The sequence below is a fragment of the Nonomuraea composti genome (genome assembly GCF_012034275.1).
Lineage (GTDB): Bacteria > Actinomycetota > Actinomycetes > Streptosporangiales > Streptosporangiaceae > Nonomuraea > Nonomuraea composti.
Map to the genome: position 1 here is coordinate 92,848 of NZ_JAATEP010000008.1, position 22,648 is coordinate 115,495.

The window sequence follows — 22,648 nt, forward strand, 5'->3', positions numbered from 1 at the left end:
CTATCGTCATGCGTATCCTTCTCGTTGGAGCAGGCGGTGTGGGAACCGCCATCACCCGGATCGCCGCCCGCCGACATTTCTTCGACCACATGGTGGTCGCCGACTACGACCTCCCCCGCGCCAAGGCCGCCGTCGCCGCGCTCGGTGACGAGGCCGCCCGGTTCACCCCCGTCCGGATCGACGCCGCCGACACCGCCGCCGTCACGGCGCTGCTGGCCGAGCACCGCTGCGACGTCCTGCTCAACGCCACCGACCCCCGCTTCGTGCTGCCGCTGTTCGACGCCGCGCTCGCCGCCGGGGCCGACTATCTCGACATGGCCATGTCGATGTCGAAGCCGCACCCCGACCGCCCGTACGAGGAGGTGGGGGTGAAGCTGGGCGACGAGCAGTTCGCCCGCGCGCCCGAGTGGGCCGCCAAGGGCAGGCTGGCGCTGGTCGGCATGGGCGTCGAGCCCGGCCTGGCCGACGTCTTCGCCCGCTACGCCGCCGACGAGCTCTTCGACGAGATCGAGGAGATCGGGATCAGGGACGGCGCGAACCTCACTGTCGACGGCTACGACTTCGCCCCCTCCTTCTCCATCTGGACCACGATCGAGGAGTGCCTCAACCCGCCGCTGATCTACGAGCAGGGCCGCGGCTGGTACACGACGGAGCCGTTCAGCGAGCCCGAGATCTTCGACTTCCCCGACGGCATCGGCCCCGTGGAGTGCGTGAACGTCGAGCACGAGGAGGTCGTGCTGGTGCCACGGTGGATCCCGGCGCAGCGGGTGACGTTCAAGTACGGGCTCGGCGAGGAGTTCATCGGCACCCTCAAGACGCTGCACGCGCTGGGCGTGGACCGGACGGAGCCGGTCGCGGTGAGGACCGACCAGGGCACCGCCAGGGTGTCGCCCCGGGACGTGGTCGCCGCCGTGCTGCCCGACCCGGCCGAGCTGGGCGCGCGCATGCACGGCAAGACCTGCGCCGGCACCTGGGTCAAGGGCGTCAAGGACGGCCGGCCCCGCGAGGTGTACCTCTACCACGTGGTGGACAACCAGTGGTCGATGCGCGAGTACGGCTCGCAGGCGGTCGTCTGGCAGACCGCGGTCAACCCGGTGATCGCCCTGGAGCTGCTGGCCGGCGGCGTGTGGCGGGGCACGGGCGTGCTGGGGCCGGAGGCGTTCGAGCCGCGCCCGTTCCTGGACCTGCTGGTCGAGTACGGCTCACCGTGGGGCCTGCGGGAGCAGTGAGGGGGGCCGGGAGCCGCCGCCCGATCCGGACATTGGATCATTGAGGTGCCGCAACCCGTACATCGGAGGAACCTCTTGAGCATCGCCGACGACCCCGACCGCGCACCGGCCCGCTCCCACCTGTACGCCATGGGCATGTCGGAGGAGGAGATGCGCCGGCCCGTGGTCGGCATCGCCTCCACCTGGACCGGCACCATGCCGTGCAACCTGACCCACCGCGAGCTGGCCGCCGAGGTGGCCGCGGGGGTGCGGGCGGCCGGCGGGCTGCCCATGGAGTTCAACACCATCGCCGTCTCCGACAACCTCACCATGCACACCCCGGGCATGCGGGCCTCGCTGATCAGCCGGGAGGTCATCGCCGACTCGATCGAGCTGATGGGCCGTGCCCACCAGTTCGACGCGCTGGTGGCGATCGTCGGCTGCGACAAGACCGTCCCGGCCGCGATCATGGCGCTGGCCCGGCTGGACGTGCCGTCCGTGGTCCTCTACAGCGGCAGCATGATGCCGGGCCGCTGGCGCGGGCGCGACGTGACCATCCAGGACATGTGGGAGGCGCTCGGCGAGCGCGAGGTGGGCCGCATGGACCAGGCCGACCTCGACGACCTGGCCAGGCACGCCTGCCCGGGCGCCGGCACCTGCGCCGCCCAGTACACCGCCAACACCATGGGCACGGTCGCCGAGTTCCTGGGGCTGGCGCCGTTCGGGATCGGTGACATCCCGGCGGTGGCCGGGGAGAAGAACGCCGCGGCCCGGCGCGTCGGGGAGATCGCCATGCGGGCGCTGGCCGCCGACGCACGCCCGTCGCGCGTGCTCACCGAGGACGCGCTGCACAACGCGATCGTGTCGGTGGCGGCCATGGGCGGCTCCACGAACGCCGTGCTGCACCTGCTGGCCATCGCCCGCGAGGCCGGGTTGCCGCTGGAGATCGACCGGATCGGCGAGGTCTGCCGGGAGGTCCCGATCATCACCGGGCTCAAGCCGAGCGGCGGCGACGCCACCGCGCTCGACCTGTGGAAGGCGGGCGGCACCTCGCTGGTGGTGCGCCGCCTGCTGGAGGCGGGGCTGCTGCGGGAGAGCGTCACGCTGGTGGACGGGCGCTCGCTGGCGGACGTGGCCGCGCAGGCCCAGGAGACGCCGGGGCAGAAGGTGGTGGGGAGCGCGGACGAGCCGTTCAAGCGGCGCGGCGCGCTGGCCATCCTGCGCGGCTCGCTCGCCCCTGACGGGTGCGTGCTCAAGCTGGGCGGCAAGGACGACTTCCGCCACGAGGGCCCGGCCAAGGTGTTCGACTCCGAGGCCGACTGCTACGTCGCCATCCAGGAGGGGCGGATCGTGGCCGGGGACGTCATCGTGGTCCGGTACGAGGGCCCGGCGGGCGGCCCCGGCATGCGCGAGATGCTCTCCATCACCGGCCCGCTGGTCGGCCGGGGGCTCGGGACGTCCGTGGCGCTGGTCACCGACGGCCGCTTCAGCGGGGTCTCGCACGGGCTGGTGATCGGGCACGTGGCGCCGGAGGCGTACCACGGCGGGCCCATCGCGCTGGTGCGCGACGGCGACACGGTGGTGATCGACAGCGCGGCCGGGACGCTCGACCTGCTGGTGCCCGAGGCCGAGCTGGCCGAGCGGCGGGCCGCGTGGGTGCGGCCCGAGCGGGAGGTCGAGCGCGGCGTGCTGACCAAGTACGTCGCCACGGTCGGCTCCGCCTCCGACGGGGCGGTCACCGCCTGAGGATCGAGCAGCGGGCGGGGACGGCTATGCTGCGCATTGACGTTTGCCCCGCCCCCTGACTTTGAGGAGACTTGCGCGATGTACAAGGAGTTCGCCGGCGAGGTCGTGATGTGGCTCGTCCCGGTCGTGGTGCTGATCGGAGTCGCGCTCCTCGTCACCGCGTGAGCCGGAGGGGCCGGTCCGCCCGGCCCCTTCAGCCGTCGTCAGCGGTAGTACCGGTAGTACACGGAGGTCTTGGCGTAGGTCCGGAAGTTGCCGTACCCGTCGACGTAGTCGTTCCACGCCTCCGACAGCCTGGCGGTCCGCACGGTGCAGGACGCGTAGCGCACCTTGCGCGCGCCGATGCTGCCCACGTTGTCGTAGCACGAGCCGACCTTGCGGCCGTTCACCTTGAGGGTGACGTTGAGCTTGACGTTGAAGAGGTTCTTGCGGGAGATGTTCTGGATCCGCACCTTGACGCGGCAGGTGTCCTCGCAGTGACCCCAGGAGGACTTCGTCCTGATGAGCTGAGCGCTGGTCGTCGCGGCTTCGGCCGGCGCGGACATGAGCGTGGTGGCAGCGGCGGCCACTAATGCCGTGGCGGCAAGGCGCTTGAACATTTCGCCCCCATAGTCGAGACAGACACTGTCGCTCCCCCCTGTGGCAGCGACACGTACGTGTCCGACTACTACCAGGCATCCCGCTCGTCCGGGTTCGTCGGGCTTGATCCGATACGAAACGGTTATCCCTTTATTTCGGGCTTATCTGCCCGCAACCTGACCAGGTCAGGACGCCCACGCCAGCAACGGCTTGCCCTGCCTGAGCCGTCTCAACGCCTGCTTCTCCAGCTGCCTGATGCGCTCCCTTGTGAGGCCGAGATGTTGGGCGATCTCCGTATAGGTCCGGACCTCCTCCCCCGTCAGCCCGTACCTGAGCCTGATCACGAACGCCTCCCGCGGCGGCAGCGTCGTGACCACCTCGCGCAGCTCCGCGCTGAGCGCGCGAAGCTCGGTCAGCTCCTGCACCTGCAGCCCGTCCTCGTCGGCGATCATGTCCCCGATCCGGCCCTCGCCGTGCTCGCCCACCGGGACGTCGAGGCTGACCATGTCCTGGCCCAGCCTGCGTAACGCCGCCACCTGCGCGGCCGAGCGCTCCGCCGCGCTGGCCAGCTCCGCGTCCGTCGGCTCCCGGCCCAGCTCGGCGGCGAGCTGCCGCTCCACCCTGATCAGCCGCGACAACTCCTCCGCCACGTGGATCGGCAGCCGCACGGTACGGCTCTTGTCGTGGATCCCGCGCTCGATGGCCTGGCGGATCCACCACATCCCATACGTGGAGAACTTGTATCCCCGCGTGTAGTCGAACTTCTCCACCGCTCTGATCAGCCCGAGGTTGCCCTCCTGGATGATGTCGAGCAGCGGCAGCCCCCGGTAGGAGTACCGCCGGGCGGCGGACACCACGAGCCGGAGGTTGGACCTGATCAACAGGTCCTTGGCGCGCTTGCCATCGAGCGCGACGAGTTCGAGTTCTGGCGTGCCCTCACCACGCTCGATCAGATGGCCCGCGTACAGGCCTGCCTCGATCCGCCGGGCGAGCTCCACTTCGTCCGCGGCGGAGAGCAAGGGGGTTTTTCCGATCTGTTCGAGGTACGTACCGAGCAGATCGGGCTCTTCGGCCGACATGCCCGAGCAACTACCCGGTAAACGGCGGCGAATTCCCCTCTTCGTTGAGCTCGGCGATGGCCAGCTCCGCCGTACTGCGGATATCGAAGAACTTGTCGAGCGCAGTGATCGCGAACAAATGCTTGCACCGGCCGTTCAGCCCCGACAGCAGCAGCCGCCCGCCCGAGGCGGTGACCGCCTTGTGCAGATAGACCAGCACCGAAAGACCCGAGGAGTCGCAGACGCTGACGGCCTGCATGTCGATGACGAGCATCGGAGGCTGCGTGAGATCGAGCGCCTTGGTCACACGGTCACGCACCTCGGCCGCGGAGCCGAAGTCGAAATCTCCCGTCAGCCGCGCGATGACGCAGGGTCCCTGGAGTCCGAGGCTGATCGACAAGGCCTGCTCCGAAGTCACCCAGCTCCACCTACCCGCGTCGCTCTCCCGATCCACTTACTTTACGAGAAGTAGCGCTTCGGGTTGAACACCAGCATCTGCTCAATCTGGTCATCGGTCACACCCGCGTCGAGCAGGGCGGCCAAGACATCGTCGTGAATGTGATCGTAGCGCCAGTTCGGCGCCAGCGTACGGCGGGCCTCGTCCCAGGCCCCGCCGAAATAGTCCATGAAGCAGGCCGTGTCGTGGCTGAGCACCATGCGATCGGCGTATCCCCGCTGGCAGAGGGCCGCGATCGTGGCGACGCGCTGCGGCGTCGGGTTGTAGACGTCCAGACCGAATCGGTCCATTCCCAGGATTGCGCCCGTGTCGGCGAGCCGCATGAGGTAGTCGAGGTCGTTGCTGTCGCCGGCGTGCCCGACCACGACCTTCTCCAGGTTCACGCCCTCCTTCGCGAACAGGTCGAGCGCGATCAGGCCGCTCTGCGTGAACGCGTTCGTGTGCACCGTGATCGGCGCCCCCGTCCGCACGTGCGCCTGCGCCACCGCCCGGCAGATGCGCTCGACGCCCGGTGTCAGCCCCTTCGCCTCGACCACGCACTTGAGGAAGGCCGCCTTCACGCCGGTGTCGGCGATGCCCACCGTCAGGTCGCGGACGAAGTCGTCGATCATCGGGTCGGGGCAGTCGATGAACAGGCCGGGGCCGCGGTGCTCGTACTGGTGGGGCAGCTCCTCGAAGGAGTAGATGCCGGTGGCCACGACGATGTGCAGGTCAGGGACCTGCTCGGCGACCCGCCGCACCCGGGGGATGTAGCGGCCGAGACCCCACACCGTCGGGTCCACGATCGTGCGCACGCCCTTCGCGGCCGCCGCGTTCAGCTTGGCGATCGCGTCCGCCACCCGGAACTCCTCGTCCCACCAGGCGCCCTTGCCGTAGTTGTCGAGGTGCTCCGTGGCCACCACGAAGACGTGTTCGTGCATCAGCGTCTGCCCGAGCTCGTCGACGTCCACAGGGCCGCGCAGGGTTTCGACGGTGGGCATGCACGCCTCCATACCGGCTGGTCGGTGTGGGCGCCAACCTAGGCTGTTCGACGACCTCCGTCAACAGTCACACGCGCTGGGTCACCGGTGCCGTACCGCGTAGATCGCCAGGCCGACGGCGAACACCGCCAGGCCCGCCACCACCGACGCCAACGGCAGCGTGGCCGCCAGCAGCAGGCACAGCGCCAGCCCCAGCACCGGGACGGCGCGGGGCGGCGCGCCCTCGTCGCGGCGGAGCGTGAATGCGCAGGCGTTGGCGATCGCGTAGTAGACGAGCACGCCGAACGAGGAGAACCCGATCGCCTCCCGCAGATCCGCCACCGCCAGCAGCACGATCACCGCGGCGCCGACCGCCAGCTCCGCCCGCCTGGGCACCTGCCGCACCGGGGCAACGGCGGCCAGCACGCCCGGCAGGTCCCGCTCGCGCGCCATCGCCAGCACCGTGCGCGAGACGCCCAGCAGCAGCGCCAGCAGCGCGCCCAGCGCCGCCACCGCCGCCCCGGCCCGCACCACCGGCGCCAGCCACCCGGCCCCCGCCTCCCTGACCAGATCGGCCAGCGGCGCGCCGGACCTGGCCAGCAGCTCGGGATGGAGCGTCCGCAGCGCCGCCACGGCGACCAGCGCGTAGACGACCAGGGTGACGGCCAGCGCGATGCCGACCGCCCGGGGGATCGTGCGGGCGGGATCGCGCACCTCCTCGCCGAGGGTGGCGATCCGCGCGTAGCCGGCGAACGCGAAGAACAGCAGCCCGCCGCCCTGCATCACCCCCCACACGTCCAAGGGGTACGAGCCGGGCGCGCGACCCGTGCCGGGCGCGTAGGCGAACCAGCCGAACGTCACCGAGTCGTCGCCCGTCAGCCCCACCACGATCACCGCGACGAGCACCGCCAGCACGAACGCCACGATGATCCGGGCCACCCCCGCCGAGCGCTGCACCCCGAACAGGTTGAGCACCGTCAGCACGGCCACCGCGACGATCGCCAGCGGCCGTTCGAGGCCGGGCAGGGCGTAGGAGCCGAACGTCAGGGCCATGGCCGCGCACGAGGCCGTCTTGCCCACCGTGAAGCCCCAGCCCGCCAGGTAACCCCACAAGGGGCCGAGGCGGCGGCGGCCGTAGACGTAGGTGCCGCCCGACTCCGGATAGAGGGCGGCCAGGCGGGCCGAGGACGTGGCGTTGCAGTAGGCCACGACGGCGGCCAGCGCCAGCGAGACCAGCAACCAGGGGCCGGCGGCCGCGGCGGCGGGCGCGAAGGCGGCGAACACACCCGCGCCGATCATCGCGCTCAGCCCGACGACGACCGCATCGGCCGTGCCCAGCCTCCTCGCCAGCTCCTCCGGCACCGCCCCGCCCCTTTCCCGCACACCTCGTCGGCAGGCACCCACTCTGCCGCATCCCACCGACAACCCGCATCAACGCCCGGATGAACGCCGCACGGCACCTGCGAGGTGCGGGAGAATCGGCCGCCTCCCGTGCTTTTGCGGGGGCCAACGCCCGAAGGCGGGCGCCTCCCCTGTGCGGGGCTGGCGTCTGGAGGGTGCGAGCGGGGCGGGCGACTGAACGCAATGGGCGGAGGGGTCAGCCGCCCTTGCCGTTGGGGCCGGGCACCACCAGGACCGGGCGGTGGGCGTGGTGGAGCACGCGGTCGGACGTGCTGCCCAGCAGGAGCGACCGCACCCCGCCCAACCCCCTGGTGCCGGTCACGATGAGCTCGGCGTCCAGTTCGTCGGCGACGTCCACGATGGTCGACCAGACGGCCACGGCGTCCACGTCGCAGCGCGGGGTGGCGTCCAGGCCGGCGTCGCGGGCCAGCTCGGCGCCGCGTGCGGCCAGCTCGCTCATCGCCTGCCCGATGGCCTCGTCCTCCACCCCCGACTGGTCGACGGCCACCATGAGGCCGGCGGAGGCCCTGGCCGAGGTCATCGCCAGCCGCTCCCACACCGTCAGGACGACCGCGTGCCGGCCGGGGAACAGCTTGCCGGCGAAGGCGATGGCGGCCTTGGAGTCGTCGGATCCGTCATAAGCAATCAAAATCGTCATCTCAGCCACTCCTGAATGCGAGGTCGGGGTCCTCCTCTTTCCAGAGCGGCGGGATTCAAGCCTGGTGAGGCGCCCTGCTACGGCCTCAGGCGAGGGCCGGGGACACGGCTCGCCGGGCCGAGGGCTTGAGCATCGACAGCCCGGCCAGCGTCAGCACGGCCAGCTCGGTCACGACCACGGCCCGCTGGGTGAGCCCGGCGGGGATGTCGTCGTTGGTCAGCGGGATGCCGAACATGCGCACCACGTACGGGATCACGACCAGCACCAGTGCCGCCAGGGCGAGCCCGCTGAGGACGCGCATCGCCGCGGCGTACCGGATGTTGGCTCTGGCGAGGAGCATCCCGGCGACCGGCATCACGAGGAAGGCGACGAAGGCGGCGTAGCGGTGGATGCCGCCCGACATCGACAGCGGCACGCCGGGCCGGTCGGTCGGGAAGGCGCCGATCAGGAACATGCTCGCCCCCCACACCAGCAGCAAGGCGACGACCCAGCGGTTCACGCCGGCCCGGCGCATGGCCTCGGCCATGAGCGCGGCGCCCGCGGCGAAGAGGGTCAGCGAGGCGGGCAGGAGCCATCCGGCCGACTGCCACACGTACTCGCTGATCACGCTGTGCAGCGGGTCCAGGTCGGATCCGGCGTGCAGGGTGAGCATGGCGCCGCTGCCGGCGCCGATCGCGGCGAAACCACTGACAAGCAATCCCTTCATGCCTCCTAAGCTCGTGGAACACGCGCTTTGCGAACATCGGAGATGGACCCGAAGCGGCCCTGAAGTACCCCCTAATACCTTGGTCGGACCGACCCCTAGGAATCACCGTTGACCTGCCGGTTCGTGACCCCTGGTAGGGAGAGCCCCCTCAGGGTGGAGGCGGTTGTCCGGGGGGTGATTTGACTTAGAGCGCGCTCTAAGGTCCAACCTGGACACATGACGATCCAGGAGGCCGCGCAGCGGTCCGGCCTGAGCGCTCACACGTTGCGCTACTACGAGCGCATCGGGCTGATCCCCTCGGTGGGGCGCAACAGCAGCGGCCACCGCGACTACGCGGAGCAGGATCTCCAGTGGCTGGAGTTCCTGACGAAGCTGCGGACGACCGGCATGCCGATCGCCGACATGTGCCGGTACGCGGAGCTGCGCCGCATGGGGCAGCGCACCGCGGACGAGCGCAGGCGGATGCTGGAGCTGCACCGCGAGCGCGTCCGGGCCAGGATCGCCCAGCTCAGCCAGGACCTGGAGGTCCTGGACTACAAGATCGACAATTACCGCAGGGGGCAGGCATGAACAAGCGCACTCTCGGCCGCGACGGCCTGGAGGTCTCCGCGCTCGGGCTCGGCTGCATGGGCATGTCCGAGTTCTACGGCCAGGGCGACGAGAACGAGTCAATCGCGGTCATTCACCGCGCCCTCGACCTTGGCATGAATTTTCTAGACACCGCCGACATGTACGGCAGGGGCGCCAACGAGGAGCTGGTCGGCCGAGCCATCAAGGGCCGCCGGGACGAGGTCGTCCTGGCCACCAAGTTCGGCGTCAAGCGCGACGGCGACTCCCGCACGATCGAGAACAGCCCCGAGTACATCAGGGCCGCCTGCGACGCCTCGCTCCAGCGTCTCGGCATCGACCACATCGACCTGTACTACATGCACCGCCGCAACCCCGACGTCCCCGTCGAGGAGTCGGTCGGGGCCATGGCGGAGCTGGTGGAGCAGGGCAAGGTCCGCCACCTCGGCCTGTCGGAGGTGAGCGCCGACACGCTGCGCAAGGCGAACGCCGTGCACCCGATCGCGGCCCTGCAGAGCGAGTACTCGCTGTTCACGAGGGGCCTGGAGGCGGAGATCCTGCCGGCGGCCAGGGAGCTGGGGGTCGGGCTGGTGGCGTACTCGCCGATCAGCCGCGGCCTGCTGTCGGCCGCGCTGCCGAGGCCGGAGGAGCTGCCCGCCGACGACTTCCGCCGCCACCTGCCGCGCACCAGCGGCGAGAACGCCGAGCACAACCGGGCGCTGGCGGCCGAGGTGAAGAAGATCGCCGACGCGGCCGGGGTGACGGCCGCCCAGCTCTCCCTGGCCTGGCTGCTGGCCCAGGGCGAGGACGTCGTGCCGATCCCGGGCACCAAGCGGCTGAAGTACCTGGAGGAGAACGCCGCCGCCGCGGACATCACGCTCACGCCGGAGCAGCTCGACGCGCTGGCCGCGGCCGTGCCCGCCGACGCCGTGCGCGGCACCCGCTACCTCAGCATGAACGAGGTCGAGCGCTGAGGGCCGGGGCTACGGCAGGTCGAGGTCGAGCGCTGAGGGCTGGGGCTACGGCAGGTCGAAGTAGGCCCGCACCGTCGTGGCGCCCTCGCGGGTGTGCAGGCGTACGAGGTCGCTGAGGAGGTTGACGATGAGCAGGCCGCGCGAGCCCGCGTCACGCGGATCGACCGGCCTGCGCCCCACGAGCGGGTCGGTGATGTGGCCCGAATCGCTGACCTCGCACACCAGCCGGTCGTCCGCGATCCAGACCCGCAGGACGCCCGACCCGCCGCCGTGGTCGAGGCTGTTGGCGCCGAGCTCGGCCACGGCGAGCCGGATGTCGTCGAGCCGGTCACCCTGGAAGCCGACCGCGATGGCCTCCCGGGCGGCCAGGGCCCGCACCGCCGACAGGTTGGTGTGGTCGAAGCTCAGCGAGACGAACTTCTCCGGCTCGTCGAGCGGCCGGTTGTGGCCGTCGACGACCAGCTCGGGGGCGTAGTCGGCGCTGGCCCACTCTCCCGTGGCGTCGCGCAGCACGGGGTGGGTGCGCGCGGCCTCGCGGATGACCTCGTCGGTCAGCCCGTCGAGGTCGTACGGACACAGGATCGTCACCCTGCGGCCGGTGAACGACAGGTTGATCAGCGCCTCGTGCTGGGCGCAGGCGGGGTATTCGGTCGCGGTGCGGCCCGGCCAGATGGGCTCGCCGATGATCCGCACGTGCTGGTCGGGGTGCCGGTCGGCGAAGGCCCGCAGCACCCCGGGGATGATCCGGCCGGGGTTGCGCCCGGCCTTGGTCATGTCGAGCAGGAGCACGTCTTTGGCCTGGTCGCCGAGTGCGGCCTCGATCAGCGCCAGGTTGCGTGGCGGGACGGACACGGCGACGGGCTCCCCGGCCGCCAGGCCCTCCAGGACGAACGCGCTCGTGGCAGAGACGTACTCGCCGTCGCCCCTGTAGAAGAGCGCCGGATGCACGAACGGTTCCGCCCACATCAGCACCACGGTACCTAACGTTGAGGACTTCACGGCAATCTGTTGGGTACCTATTGAGATGTGAAGAGAGTCCAGCTCATCCGCCGCCCCCGTCCCGAACGCCGTCCGTCCCCTCTCGATCTTCGCACCCCTTCCGGGCGACGCCTCCCGTTCTGACCGCGTCGCGCCTATGCTCGGCACATGTCGGATTTGCAAATGCGGGTCTCCGACGAGGACCGGGAGCGCACGACGCAGCAGCTCCAGCAGGCGTTCTCCGAGGGCCGGCTGACCCCCTCGGAGCTCGATGAGCGGCTCGGGCTGGCGCTGAGCGCGAAGACGTACGGCGACCTGCTCGAGCTGGTCGCGGATCTGCCGAGCCCGCAGCCGCAGGTCAGCGACGTCGTGGAGCTGGGGTCGGGCAACGGCAACGTCAAGCGCTCCGGCGACTGGGCCGTGCCGCGCCGGCTGCGGGTCTCCTCCAAGTACGGCAGCGTCGAGCTGGACTTCACCGAGGCCGTCGTCCCCCATCAGGTCGTGGACATCGAGCTGGACCTCACGTACGGCTCCGCGAAGATCATCCTGCCGGAGGGCGCCGTGGCGAACGTGGACGGCTTCCAGAGCGACTGGGGCCATCCGACGTCCAAGGTGCCGAGCCGGCCCCGCCCCGGCGTGCTCAGCGTGGTGATCACCGGCCGGGCGAAGTACGGCGGCCTCACCGTGCGCTATCCGCGCAGGCGCTGGTTCACCCACTGATGGAACAGGGCGATGTGGTGCTCGCTCGGCACGAGCACCCCGCCCTCCCGGTACGCCCGTGACGACATGCCGGGCTGCGTCCGCTCGCAGGCGTCGAAGTCCTGCTCGTTGACCCGGTGGAACAGCTCGACCGACAGCGTCAGGTCGGCTCCCGACGCGACGACGTCGGGGTGGTAGAGCCAGTCGCACTCCACGACCGTGCGGTCGGCCGCCATGGGGAACATCCGGTGCAGGATCACGTGGTCGGGCACCAGGTTCACGAACACCTGGGGCTTGACGGTGATCGCGTAGTAGCGGCGGTCCTGCTCGTCGGAGACGTCGGGCAGGCGGCCGAAGCCGGGGCTGCCGTCCACGGTGAACCCCTCGGCCCGCTCGGCGAACTCGGCGCCGTGCCCCACGTAGTACTGCGCCGCGTAGCCGCCGGCGAACTCGGGCAGCACGGCGGTCAGCTCGGGGTGGATGGTGGCGCAGTGGTAGCACTCCATGAAGTTCTCGACGAGGAGCTTCCAGTTGGCCTTGACGTCGTAGACGATGCGGCGGCCGAGCGCGAGCCGGTCCACCTGGTAGTGCTCGATGGCGGCGGGGTCGCCGAGCCGCTCGGTGGCCGCGTACGTGACGTGCTCCTCGAACGAGGGCGGCTCGGCGGCCAGGCACACCCACGCGTACCCGAGCCATTCGCGCAGGTGGACGGGCACCAGCCCGTACTCCACGCGGTCGATGTCGGGCATCTTGGCGAGGTTGGGGGCGGCGGCGAGCCGGCCGTCGAGGTCGTAGGACCAGGCGTGGTAGGCGCACCTGATGGTGCGCCTGACCTCGCCCGCCTCCTCCAGGCACAGGCGGGCGCCGCGGTGCCGGCAGACGTTGAGGAACGCGCGGAGCAGGCCGTCGCGCCCGCGCACCACGATCACGCTCTCGCGGCCGACCTGCACCGTCCTGAACGCGCCGGGACGCGGCAGGTCAGCGGCCCTGACGGCGCAGAACCAGAGGCTTTCGAAGATCTTGGCCTGCTCCTCGGCGAAGATCTCGGGGTCGGTGTAGGCACGGCCGGGAAGCGTGGAGATCAAGCTCGACGTGGTGGTCAACCGACACCCCTTGTTGCGTATTACGCACCGAGTTGCTCTATATGCGACATCGTCAGGCGGCCTCAGGAGGCTGTCAAGAGGTAGGTGCTGTAGCGGCGCAGCATGGACGCGTACACCGTGGTCGCGAGCCCGTCGGGGATCAGCCGCACGATCGGCCCCTGCCGGTCGGTCAGCTCCGTGCCGGCCATCCTGGCCGGCCTGCGCACCACCTTCGACCTGGCCCTCTCGTACGCGCGCAGGTCCCCGAGCGAGCGGGCCAGCAGCCAGGCGTCCTCCAGCGCCTGGTTGGCGCCCTGTGCCATGGTGGGCGGCATGGTGTGCGCTGAGTCGCCGGCCAGCGTCGTCGGACCCTTGCCCCACACCTCGGGGATCGGCTGCTTGTGGTGGGGGAAGAAGTCGATGTCGGTGATCGTGTCGAGGATGCCCGGCACCGGGTCCGCCCAGCCGCGGAAGCGCTCCCGCAACCGCTCCACCACGTGCGGGTCGTCGGCCCAGAAGGGCCCGCCGGGCGCCGCCTTGACGTCGAACCACCACAGCAGCCGCCCCCGCCCCGCCGGGATGAGCCCGCACAACCCCTGCCGGCCCGCGATCATCACGGCGCGGCGGTCCTCCGTCAGCGCGGTCGGGACGGTGGTGAACCCCTGCCAGGTGACCCAGCCGCTCAGCTTCGCCCGGTCGTCGCCCCACAGGGCCTCGCGCACCACCGAGCGGCGGCCGTCGGCGCCCACCAGCACGTCGCCGCGCACCGTGCGGCCGTCGGACAGCCGTGCCTCGGCCCGCTCCGGCGCCACCTGCTCGGCCCGCACGCCGTAGGTGACCGGCACGCCGTCGGACAGCAGCTCGACCAGCTCGCGCCGGGCCACGTGCACGACGGGGTGGCCGTAGCGGCGCTCGGGCACGGTCAGATCGACGGTGAGCAGCCGCCGCCCGTCGCTGCCCCACGACTCCAGCGTCTCCAGGCGGCGGCCGACGCCCGCATAGTCGGCCTTGAGCTCCTCCAGGATGGCGGTGCTGCCGGGCCACAGGGAGACGGAGCCGCCGGCCGTGCGCAGCTCGGGGGCCTCCTCGTACACCTCGGCCTCGTGGCCCGCGGCGAGCAGGCCGCGCGCCAGGGCGAGCCCCGCGACGCCCGCGCCGATCACGATTACCCTCATTACGTCTCCCCACTGTGAGACCCCGAATATCAGATACTAGGAGTATCACAATGTCGTCGCGCGGCCGCAAGCCCGACCCCACGGTCGATCACCGCATCAGGCAGGCCGCCGCCGGGCTGGTGCTCTCCCACGGGCTCGACTTCACCATGGACGACGTCGCCGCCGCGGCGGGCGTAGGCAGGGCGAGCGTGTTCCGCCGCTACGCCTCCAAGCGCGACATGCTGCTCGAAACGCTCACCGGCCTGATGAACGCGCACGTCGCCATCCCCGACACCGGCTCCCTGGAGGGCGACCTGCGCGTGGTGATCGCCGACACGCTCGCCATGTGGCAGCAGGCGGGCGTCGCCCGCATGGCCAGGCAGGTGTACGGCGAGGCGGGCCGCGACCCGGCCGTGGCCGAGCTCATCCGCACCTCGATGCGCACCCGGATGGAGCGGTCATGGGTCGTGTACGAGCGCGCGATCGAGCGCGGCGAGCTGCCGCCGAACGCCGACCTGTGGATGCTGACGGACCTGTTCGTCGGGTTCGTCGCCTACCGGGGGCTCCTGGATCTTCCGCTGCCCGAGCCGGAGGAGGTCGTGCAGGTCCTCCTGCACGGCTTTACGCCCGCTTGACACCTCTGGTGTTAGCGGGGTGCAAGTGACGATCAAGTTAGGGCCCATAATGTTCCCTTCGTTCGCTAAACCTACGAAGGGCACGGATAATGACTCCCCCTCGTCGCCTCGCCGTCGCGGCCGCGACGCTGACTCTTGCCGCCTTCACCACCGCCTGTGGTGCGATCGGCCAGGCCGTCGACTGCAACACCGCCGCCAGCGACGCCACCAAGATCGCCACAGAGTTCAGCTCCTCGATGACCGCCGACGCCGGCGCCGTGGAGAGCGCGGCGAAGACCGCCTCCGACAAGACCAAGGAGCTCGCCGGCAAGTACGACGGCGAAGTCGCCGCCGCGCTGAACGACTTGGCCGACGCCTACAGCGCCATCAAGCCGGGCGACGCGGCCAGCCTGACGGAGTTCAGCACCAAGATCAACGGCTTCACCAGCAAGATCACGGCTGCCTGCAGCTGACCAGGCTCGCGGCCGTCGCCCGCGACCGCCTGTGGGGGGCAGGTCGGAGCGACGGCGGCCGCGTCGTGACGGGGGTGAGAAGGGGGCCGCGCGCGTGGGGGCGCGTCGCGGCACCTCCCCGTCACGAACGTCCGGCCACCGCGCGCGCGTCGAGCGCCGCGGTGGCCTTCGTCTGTCTGGCGTCTGTCCCGGGCGTGTGTCTCCGGCGTCTGTCCCGGGCGTCTGTCCCGGGCGTGTGTCTCCGGCGTCTGTCCCGGGCGTCTATCTCCGGGAGGCGCGCAGCTCGCGCGCCTGCTCGTACGCCCGCTCGAACCCCTCCAGCACGGTGGGCCACGACCCGGCGGCGGGCAGGGTCGCCCGGTTGTGCGCGGCGATGGACTCGCGCAGCTCCGCGTCCACGCACAGGCGGGCCACCGCCCGCGCCAGGTCGCCGAGGGTGCGCCCGAGCAGCCCCTCCACCCCGTCCTTGACGAAGTCGGCCACCCCGCTCTCGGCCCTGGCCACCACCGGCAGCCCCGCGGCCCGCGCCTCCAGTGCCGCGATGCCGAACGACTCGCGCGGCGCGGGCGCCACGAACACGTCGGCCGACGCCAGCACCTTCGCGATCTCCTCCCGCGTGTGCCGACCCGGCAGGGACACCCAGCCGGTCATGCCGTGCCGTTCGAGGAAGCGCTCCATCTGCCCCCGAGCCGGCCCGTCGCCGACGATCGTGGCCCGCATGGGGATCCGGGCGGGCACGCGCGCCCGGGCCGCCTGGAGCAGCTTCAGCAGGCGTACGGGCTGCTTGCGCGGGGCCAGCCGGCCCACGGCCACGATGTGCACCTCCTCGCGCCGGTCGGGAGTGCCGGGGGGCGGCGCCCAGCCCGACAGGTCGAGCCCGTTGGAGACGACCCGCACGGGCACGCCCGGCCCCGCCACCGCGCGGATGGGGGCGGCCGCGGCGTTGCTGACCGTGGTGGCCACCAGCCGCCAGCGCTGCCACCCGTACGCCAGCCGCAGCAGCCGGTACATCCCCCGCGTCACCGGATCCCACATGCTGTGGACGGTCACCACGCACGGCAGCCCCGCCCGCCACGCGGCCCGCACCCCCATCCACGCGAACGGCGAGACGGCCCCGGCGTGCACGTGCACCACGTCGGGACGCGCCGAGGTGAGAGCGCACGTGAGATGCCCCACTCCGAACGGGTGGACGGGCAGGTCGAACGGCATCTTCGCGACGATCCTGTGCACCCCGGGCAGCGGCTCGCCCCTGGTCGCCGTGGCCACCGACACCTCGTGCCCCGCCTCCCGCTGCGTGCGCACGAGATCGGCGACCTGGACCTCGATCCCTCCGAGTCGCGGCAGGTAACAGTCACTCACGTGAAAGATCCGCACCCCTCCCAGACTAATCTGGGCGTGTGCCTCCACGTACCGCTGTGTTCTTCCATGCCCACCCCGACGACGAGGCCCTGCTGACGGCGGGCACCATGGCGATGCTCGCGGCCGAGGGGCACCGCGTGGTGCTCGTGGTGGCCACGGCGGGCGAGCGCGGCCTGGCCGAGATGGAGCCGGGCGAGGCTCTGGGCGAGACCCGGCTCGAAGAGCTCTACAAGTCGGCGGCGCTGCTCGGGTGCGCCCGCGTCGAGTGTCTCGGCTACGGCGACTCGGGGCTGAGCCCCAAGGGCGGCAGCGCCGAGGAGCGGCCCGACAACGCCTTCATCGACGCCGACACCGAGGCGGCGGCCAAGGCGCTGGCCGCGATCCTCCAGGAGGAGCGGGCCGACCTGCTGGCGATCTACGACCCGGCCGGCGGCTACGGGCATCCCGACCACGTGCAGGTGCACCGGGTGGGCAAGCGCGCGGCGAAGATCGCCGGAACGGAGATCGTCCTGGAGGCGACGGTCAACCGCGATCCGCTGCTGTGGCTGCTGCGGGTGGCGGGCCGGTTCTACAAGTTCCCGCCGGAGTTCGACGTGCGGACGTTCGAGAGCGCGTACTCGCCGGGCGAGGTGATCACCCACCGCGTCAACGTCCGGAAGTACACGAAGCAGAAGCGGGCCTCCATGGCCGCGCACGCCTCCCAGGCCAGCGGCGGCGACAGCGACCGCACGCTCGCCGTCATGCTCAAGGTCCCCCGCCCCCTCTACCGCTTCGTCTTCGGCACCGAGTGGTACGTCCGCCGCGACCTTCCCCCCGGCGCCCGCCTCACTCATCCCTTCGACCGGTGGCCCACCTAGTACCTGAGGACGACGAGGCCGCACCCCCCGACCCGGCAGACTGGACTCCTCATGAAGAACAAGTGGCTCCAGATCGCGTTGTCCGTGCTGTCGCTCGGGCTGGCCGTGCTGCTCGTGATCTACCTCCCCCAGCTCGTGCAGGCACTCACCGGCAAGCAGGTCTCGTGGGCCGAGATCGGCAGGCTCTTCGGCTCGATCAGCGCCGGCCAGATCGCGCTGATGACGGGCCTGTGGCTGCTGAGCCTGCTGGCGTACACGTTCGTGCTGACCAACTCCCTGCCCGGCCTGAACAACCTCCAGGCGCTCACGCTCAACGCGGCCGGCAGCGCGGTCAGCAACCTGGTGCCCTTCGGCGGCGCGGTGGGCGTCGCGCTGTCGTGGGCGATGACCAAGGGCTGGGGCTTCACCAGCCGCCCCTTCGTGGTGATGACGCTGGTCAGCGGCGTGTGGAACACGCTGTTCAGGTTCATTCTGCCCGCCGTCGGCATCATCGCGCTGCTCGTCGCGGGGCGGGTGCCCAACGCGGCCGTCGCCAACGCGGGCTGGACGGGCGCGATCTCCATCCTCGTGCTGTGCGTGGTCGTGGCCGTCGCGCTCTACTGGGACCGCGCGGCCGTCGTGCTCGGCAGGGGCCTCGACAAGGTGACCCGGCTGCTGCGGCTCAAGATCCACGCCTCCGAGGCGTTCCACCGGCTGCGCGCCGACACCGCCGACGTCGTACGGGGCCGGTGGCCGGGGCTGTCGCTCGGCATGGTGTTCTTCCTCGGCTTCCAGTGGGCCATCATGGCGGCCTGCATGCAGGCCACCGGCGCCTGGCCGGGCCTCGCCGAGTCGATCGCGGTCTTCGCCCTGTCACGGGTGCTGACCAGCGCACTCGTCACCCCCAGCGGCGCGGGGATCATGGAGACCGGCGTGGCCGCCTCGCTCATCTACTTCGGGGCAGGAGACACCCCGGCCATAGCCACCGCACTGCTTTTCGGGTTCTGGACTTACACTATCGAGATCCCGTTCGGCGGCCTGGCACTGGGCGCATGGGCACTGCTGCGCAGGCGCAACGGCCGGAACGCCGGCGCGGAGCCCCCGTCCGCGATCTCGAAGGCCACCCAGTGACAATCCCAAACCCATCGCCTCCTAATCGACCACGGGCCTTGTGCGTGATTCGCAGGCCCGCATAGCGTGGCGGCTGACATGGTGGCGTTCCGAGTTCTGGGGCCAGTCGAGGCGTACGAACACGACGACGAACTCGACCTCGGCGGGTTGCGGCAGCGGGCCGTCCTCGCCCGACTTCTCGTGGCCAGAGGTCAGGTCGTGCCGGTTGACACGCTTCTTTACGATCTGTGGGACGACGACGCGGCCAAGGGCGCGCAGTCGGGGCTCCAGGTCTACATCTCCCGCCTGCGCAGGGTGCTGGAGCCCGGCCGCCCGCGCGGCGGCCCCAACCGGCTGCTGGTGACGGTCGCGTCCGGCTACGCGCTGCGCGTGGCCCCCGACCAGGTCGACGCGCTGCGCTTCGAGCAGCTCGTCCGCGCGGCCGGCGAGCACCTCGAAGAGGGCGACCCGCAGTCCGCGCGCGACCGCCTGGAGAAGGCGCTGGGCCTGTGGCGCGGCACCCCCTACTCCGACTTCGCCGACCAGGCGTGGGCCGAGGCCGAGGTCAACCGGCTCACCGAGCTGCGCCTGGTCTCCCGCGAGCGGCACGCCGACACCGGGCTGCGGCTCGGCCTGCACGCCGAGACCGTCCCCGACCTTGAGGCGCTCACCACCGAGCACCCGCTGCGCGAGGAGGGCTGGCGGCTGCTGGCGCTCGGCCTCTACCGCTGCGGGCGGCAGGGCGACGCGCTGGCCGCGCTGCGCCGCGCCAGGAACATCCTGGCCGACGAGCTCGGCATCGACCCCGGGCCGGCGCTGCGCAAGCTGGAGTCCGACATCCTGGCCCAGTCGCCCGAGCTGGACCTCGCGCCGCCACCCGCGCGGGCGCCCAGGCCGGCCGCGCCGGTCAGCGACACCTGGCCGCCCCGCCCGGCCACGCCGATCGAGCCGCCGCCGCTGGAGCCTGAGCCGTTCGTCGGCCGCGACGCCGAGCTGTCCAGGCTCACCACGGCCGCCTCGCGCACCGGCCGCTTCCAGGTCGCGATCGTGACCGGCGTCGCCGGCGCGGGCAAGACCACGCTGCTGCGCCAGCTGGAGAGCCGGCTCGGCGCCGACGGCTGGACCACCGCCTCCGGCGCCTGCCCCGACTCCAGCGCCACCCCGCCCGGCTGGGCGTGGGTGGAGATCCTGCGCACGCTCATCGGCATGACGGGCGCCGGCGAGTACGCCCAGCTCCTCGCGCCGCTGCTCGACGACGCCGCCCCCGACCCCGACGAGGACGAGGCGTCCGGCGGGTTCCGGCTGCACCGGGCCGTCGGCGGCTACCTCGCGGGCGTGGCGCGGCGCGGCCCCGTCCTGCTGACCCTCGAAGACCTGCACTGGGCCGACGACCAGACGCTCGCCCTGCTGCGCGCCCTGCCGAGCCTGCTGGCCACCAGCCGGGTGCTGCTCGTGGTGACGTGCAGGGAGAGCGAGCTCGACGACCGCCAGTCCGACGTGCTGGCCGCGCTGGCGCGGCTCGGCCCCGTGCGGGTCGGCCTGTCGGGGCTCGACCCGAAGGCCGTGGCCGAGCTGGTCAAGGCCACTTGCGTGCGCGAGATCGACGAGGACGCGGTCGAGTCGATCGTCGAGCGCACCGGCGGCAACCCGTTCTTCGTCCGCGAGACCGTGCGCCTGCTCGACGCCGAGGGCGCCGCCGACCGGGCCAGCGCCACCGAAGTGCTCTCGCGGGTGCCCTCGGGCGTGCGCGACGTGCTGCGGCGGCGCATCTCGCGGCTGCCCGCCGGGGCGCAGCAGATCCTGCTCCAGGCCGCCGTGATCGGCCGCGACGTCGACCTCGACGTGCTCATCGCGGTCTCCGGCGACGAGGACGCCGTGATCGAGGCCGTCGAGGCGGCGCTGCTGGCCGGGCTCGTCACCGAGCCGGGCCCCGGGCTGCTGCGCTTCGATCACGACCTCGTCCGCGACACGATCTACTCCGACGCCTCCCGGCTGCGCCGCACCCGCCTGCACGCCGCCGTGGCCGCGGTCATCGAGCAGCGCGCGCCGTCCGACGTGGCGGCGCTGGCGCACCACTACTACCTGGCCGACGCCGCCGACAAGGCGGTCCACTACGCGGGGCTGGCGGCCGAGCAGGCCGAGCGGCGCTTCGCGCACCGCGAGGCGGCCACGCTGTGGGAGCAGGCCATCGCCGCCTTCGACCGCTCCCCCGCCGCCCAGCAGAGCGGCGAGCAGCGGCCCGAGCGGGCCAAGGAGCGCCTGCGGCTCATGCTGCGCCAGATCAGGGCCCTGGCCCTGTGCGGCGACATGACGGCGGCCCGGCTGCTGCGCCGCCAGGCCATGGACGCCGCACTCCCCCTGGGCGACCTGGAGATCACCGCGAAGGTGGCGGCGTCGCTGGCCGTGCCGCACAAGGGCATGACGCGCGACTTCACCCGCACCGCGTGGGAGATCGTCGACGTCACCGAGAAGGCGCTCATCGAGCTGCCCGCCGGCGAGCAGCGGCTGCGCGCCAGCCTGCTGACCACGCTGGCCCTGGAACTGGAGGGCTCCTCCTCGCCCGAGCGGGGCCGCCAGGCGTCGCTGGAGGCGCTGGAGCTGGCCCGGCAGAGCGGCGACCCCACCCTGATCGCGGCGGCGCTGAGCGGGCGGCTGCGGCAGTCCTACGACATCCCGGCCGTCGACACCCGCGAGAGCATCGGCAGGGAGCTGCTGGAGGTCGCGCAGCGCTCCGGGCAGATGGCCACGCAGGCGCTGGCCCATCTGGTGCTGCTGGAGTGCGCGGCGGCCAGGGGCGACTTCGCCGTGGCCGACGAGCACGCGGCCGCGGCCGACCGCCTGGCCAAGCAGTACGACCTGTCGGCGCCCGCCGCCGTCGTCGTCTGGTACTCCGGGCAGCGGCTGATGATCGCCGGCGACTACGAGGGGGCCGAGCGGGCCTACCGGGAGGCGGCCAGGGTGTCCGCGCGGGCGGGCATGCTGGAGGGCCGCCAAGACCTGCCGCTGATCACCACGTTCTGCCTGCACCTGGTGGCGGGGCGGGCCGCCGAGATGGTCGACCCGCTCGCCGAGGCGCACCTGCGCGGCGCCAAGTGGACACTCGACGCGTACGCGCTGGCCCTGGCCTCGGCCGGGCACCGCAACGACGCCAAGGCCGTGGCCGCCACCCGGCCGCCGGTGCGCCCCGACTTCCTGTACGAGCTGGCGATGACCTGGCGGGCGCTGGCCGGCATGCTGCTCGACGACCGCGAGCGGATGGTCGACTGCTACGACAAGCTGAAGCCGTTCTCCGACCGGGTGGCGGGCGCGGGCACCGGCGTGGTGGCGCTGTGGCCCGTGGCGCTGACGCTCGGCGACCTGGCCATCCGCCTGGGGCAGCCCGACGCCGCGCGCGAGCACTACCAGAAGGCTCTGGAGGTGGCCGAGCGGGTGGGCGTGCCGCGCTGGGTGGAGGCGGCCAGGCAGTCGGTCAGCAGCTCACCTGGAAACGGTCACTCCTGAGGGTCTTCCCGCCGTCGATCTCGAGCTCGACGCGGTACCACCCGGGGTTCCCCGAGACCTGGGGCAGCCACTCGACCGTCCGCTCGGGGGCGGCGAAGCCGTCATGGTCGGCCAGGTACGTGCGCCACGTCCTGGCCGACGGGCTCCAGCGGGCCAGCCGCCAGTGGTAGGAGACGGGCTCGGCCGGGTCGGCGTTGACCACGAGGCTGCGGGCCACGTACGACTTGGCGCAGCCGGCTCCGGCGCCGGTCAGCACGCTCACGGTCACCTGGCCCGGCGTGGCGGCCTGCTGGGCCGGGGCGGTGACGGGCAGCTCGCGGGCCGACAGCGTGACCCGGGCGGCGGGGGGCTCCGGGGCGGAGCTGGCGTTACTGTAGGCGGAGAAGCCGACGTACGCGCTGGTGAACGCGAGGGCCGCCACGAAGATCCGGGCGGCGCTGGCGGTCCCGCTGGTCAGGACGGCTGCGCTTCTGGTCGGCATTCTCCACACCCCTTTTGGCTCACGCTCAGGGTGCGGCCGGGTGGTTGA

23 protein-coding genes are annotated in these 22,648 nt (G+C 71.8%); 11 read left to right on the top strand and 12 right to left on the bottom strand.

Annotation, left to right across the window (positions count from 1 at the left end):
- The first annotated feature begins 8 nt into the window (after positions 1-8).
- The 3 genes from HCN51_RS13585 to HCN51_RS61325 all read left to right on the top strand — a co-directional run bounded on the left by HCN51_RS13585 (position 9) and on the right by HCN51_RS61325 (position 3,119).
- Complete coding sequence (locus HCN51_RS13585) at positions 9-1,229, top strand: saccharopine dehydrogenase family protein (protein WP_168010018.1); 1,221 nt, start codon at positions 9-11, stop codon at positions 1,227-1,229.
- 75 nt (positions 1,230-1,304) lie between these two features.
- A complete protein-coding gene (ilvD, locus tag HCN51_RS13590; RefSeq protein ID WP_080045786.1) occupies positions 1,305-2,954 on the top strand; it encodes a dihydroxy-acid dehydratase in 1,650 nt (549 codons plus the stop codon).
- Positions 2,955-2,990: 36 nt separating this feature from the next.
- Complete coding sequence (locus HCN51_RS61325) at positions 2,991-3,119, top strand: hypothetical protein (protein WP_277349977.1); 129 nt, start codon at positions 2,991-2,993, stop codon at positions 3,117-3,119.
- 38 nt (positions 3,120-3,157) lie between these two features.
- On the opposite strand, the gene HCN51_RS13595 is transcribed toward HCN51_RS61325, so the two are convergent.
- The 7 genes from HCN51_RS13595 to HCN51_RS13625 all read right to left on the bottom strand — a co-directional run bounded on the left by HCN51_RS13595 (position 3,158) and on the right by HCN51_RS13625 (position 8,772).
- On the bottom strand, positions 3,158-3,553 hold the full coding sequence (locus HCN51_RS13595) for a hypothetical protein (RefSeq protein WP_168010019.1): 396 nt from the start codon (positions 3,551-3,553) through the stop codon (positions 3,158-3,160).
- Between the two features lie 165 nt (positions 3,554-3,718).
- On the bottom strand, positions 3,719-4,612 hold the full coding sequence (locus HCN51_RS13600) for a sigma-70 family RNA polymerase sigma factor (protein ID WP_080045784.1): 894 nt from the start codon (positions 4,610-4,612) through the stop codon (positions 3,719-3,721).
- A gap of 10 nt (positions 4,613-4,622) precedes the next feature.
- Positions 4,623-5,009, bottom strand: coding sequence for an STAS domain-containing protein (locus HCN51_RS13605; RefSeq protein WP_168010020.1), 387 nt, complete (start codon positions 5,007-5,009; stop codon positions 4,623-4,625).
- A gap of 41 nt (positions 5,010-5,050) precedes the next feature.
- Positions 5,051-6,028: a phosphotriesterase family protein gene (locus HCN51_RS13610; RefSeq protein WP_168010021.1), complete on the bottom strand. Its 978-nt coding sequence runs from the start codon at positions 6,026-6,028 to the stop codon at positions 5,051-5,053.
- 81 nt (positions 6,029-6,109) lie between these two features.
- On the bottom strand, positions 6,110-7,369 hold the full coding sequence (locus tag HCN51_RS13615) for an APC family permease (RefSeq protein ID WP_346433631.1): 1,260 nt from the start codon (positions 7,367-7,369) through the stop codon (positions 6,110-6,112).
- A gap of 235 nt (positions 7,370-7,604) precedes the next feature.
- On the bottom strand, positions 7,605-8,066 hold the full coding sequence (locus HCN51_RS13620) for a universal stress protein (protein ID WP_168010023.1): 462 nt from the start codon (positions 8,064-8,066) through the stop codon (positions 7,605-7,607).
- A gap of 85 nt (positions 8,067-8,151) precedes the next feature.
- A complete protein-coding gene (locus tag HCN51_RS13625) occupies positions 8,152-8,772 on the bottom strand; it encodes a DUF998 domain-containing protein (protein ID WP_168010024.1) in 621 nt (206 codons plus the stop codon).
- A 216-nt stretch (positions 8,773-8,988) separates the two neighbouring features.
- Here HCN51_RS13625 and HCN51_RS13630 point away from each other — a divergent pair, with 216 nt between their 5' ends.
- The gene (locus HCN51_RS13630; RefSeq protein ID WP_168010025.1) at positions 8,989-9,342 is read left to right on the top strand and encodes a MerR family transcriptional regulator; all 354 of its coding nucleotides are present in this window, start codon (positions 8,989-8,991) and stop codon (positions 9,340-9,342) included.
- Entirely contained in the window at positions 9,339-10,313 is a 975-nt protein-coding gene (locus HCN51_RS13635; RefSeq protein WP_168010026.1) for an aldo/keto reductase, read from the top strand. Before HCN51_RS13630 ends, HCN51_RS13635 begins: the two co-directional genes overlap by 4 nt.
- Before the next feature lie 45 nt (positions 10,314-10,358).
- Here the strand turns inward: HCN51_RS13635 and HCN51_RS13640 are convergent, their stop codons facing one another.
- Entirely contained in the window at positions 10,359-11,279 is a 921-nt protein-coding gene (locus HCN51_RS13640) for a sensor histidine kinase (RefSeq protein WP_168010027.1), read from the bottom strand.
- Positions 11,280-11,459: 180 nt separating this feature from the next.
- On the opposite strand from HCN51_RS13640, the gene HCN51_RS13645 reads away from it, so the two are divergent.
- Positions 11,460-12,011, top strand: coding sequence for a DUF1707 SHOCT-like domain-containing protein (locus HCN51_RS13645; RefSeq protein WP_240972789.1), 552 nt, complete (start codon positions 11,460-11,462; stop codon positions 12,009-12,011).
- Here HCN51_RS13645 and HCN51_RS13650 read toward each other — a convergent pair.
- Positions 11,981-13,093 (bottom strand): aromatic ring-hydroxylating oxygenase subunit alpha, encoded by a 1,113-nt coding sequence (locus HCN51_RS13650; protein ID WP_168010028.1) that lies wholly within the window; start codon positions 13,091-13,093, stop codon positions 11,981-11,983. The two genes, HCN51_RS13645 and HCN51_RS13650, sit on opposite strands and share 31 nt — an antisense overlap.
- A gap of 62 nt (positions 13,094-13,155) precedes the next feature.
- Complete coding sequence (locus HCN51_RS13655; protein ID WP_168010029.1) at positions 13,156-14,247, bottom strand: FAD-dependent oxidoreductase; 1,092 nt, start codon at positions 14,245-14,247, stop codon at positions 13,156-13,158.
- 50 nt (positions 14,248-14,297) lie between these two features.
- Here HCN51_RS13655 and HCN51_RS13660 point away from each other — a divergent pair, with 50 nt between their 5' ends.
- A complete protein-coding gene (locus HCN51_RS13660) occupies positions 14,298-14,861 on the top strand; it encodes a TetR-like C-terminal domain-containing protein (protein ID WP_168010030.1) in 564 nt (187 codons plus the stop codon).
- A gap of 89 nt (positions 14,862-14,950) precedes the next feature.
- Complete coding sequence (locus HCN51_RS13665; RefSeq protein ID WP_168010031.1) at positions 14,951-15,313, top strand: hypothetical protein; 363 nt, start codon at positions 14,951-14,953, stop codon at positions 15,311-15,313.
- A gap of 261 nt (positions 15,314-15,574) precedes the next feature.
- Here HCN51_RS13665 and HCN51_RS13670 read toward each other — a convergent pair whose 3' ends face one another.
- Positions 15,575-16,672, bottom strand: coding sequence for a glycosyltransferase (locus HCN51_RS13670; protein ID WP_346433632.1), 1,098 nt, complete (start codon positions 16,670-16,672; stop codon positions 15,575-15,577).
- Positions 16,673-16,710: 38 nt separating this feature from the next.
- On the opposite strand from HCN51_RS13670, the gene HCN51_RS13675 reads away from it, so the two are divergent.
- From HCN51_RS13675 to HCN51_RS13685, 3 genes are all read left to right on the top strand, one after another.
- Complete coding sequence (locus tag HCN51_RS13675) at positions 16,711-17,529, top strand: PIG-L deacetylase family protein (protein WP_230465854.1); 819 nt, start codon at positions 16,711-16,713, stop codon at positions 17,527-17,529.
- 51 nt (positions 17,530-17,580) lie between these two features.
- Complete coding sequence (locus tag HCN51_RS13680; protein WP_168010033.1) at positions 17,581-18,639, top strand: lysylphosphatidylglycerol synthase domain-containing protein; 1,059 nt, start codon at positions 17,581-17,583, stop codon at positions 18,637-18,639.
- A gap of 78 nt (positions 18,640-18,717) precedes the next feature.
- Positions 18,718-22,119 carry an ATP-binding protein gene (locus HCN51_RS13685; protein WP_168010034.1) on the top strand — a complete coding sequence of 1,134 codons (3,402 nt, stop codon included), beginning with the start codon at positions 18,718-18,720 and terminating at the stop codon, positions 22,117-22,119.
- Here the strand turns inward: HCN51_RS13685 and HCN51_RS13690 are convergent.
- Positions 22,088-22,600 (bottom strand): hypothetical protein, encoded by a 513-nt coding sequence (locus HCN51_RS13690; RefSeq protein ID WP_168010035.1) that lies wholly within the window; start codon positions 22,598-22,600, stop codon positions 22,088-22,090. The genes HCN51_RS13685 and HCN51_RS13690 overlap by 32 nt on opposite strands.
- Positions 22,601-22,648 lie beyond the last annotated feature (48 nt).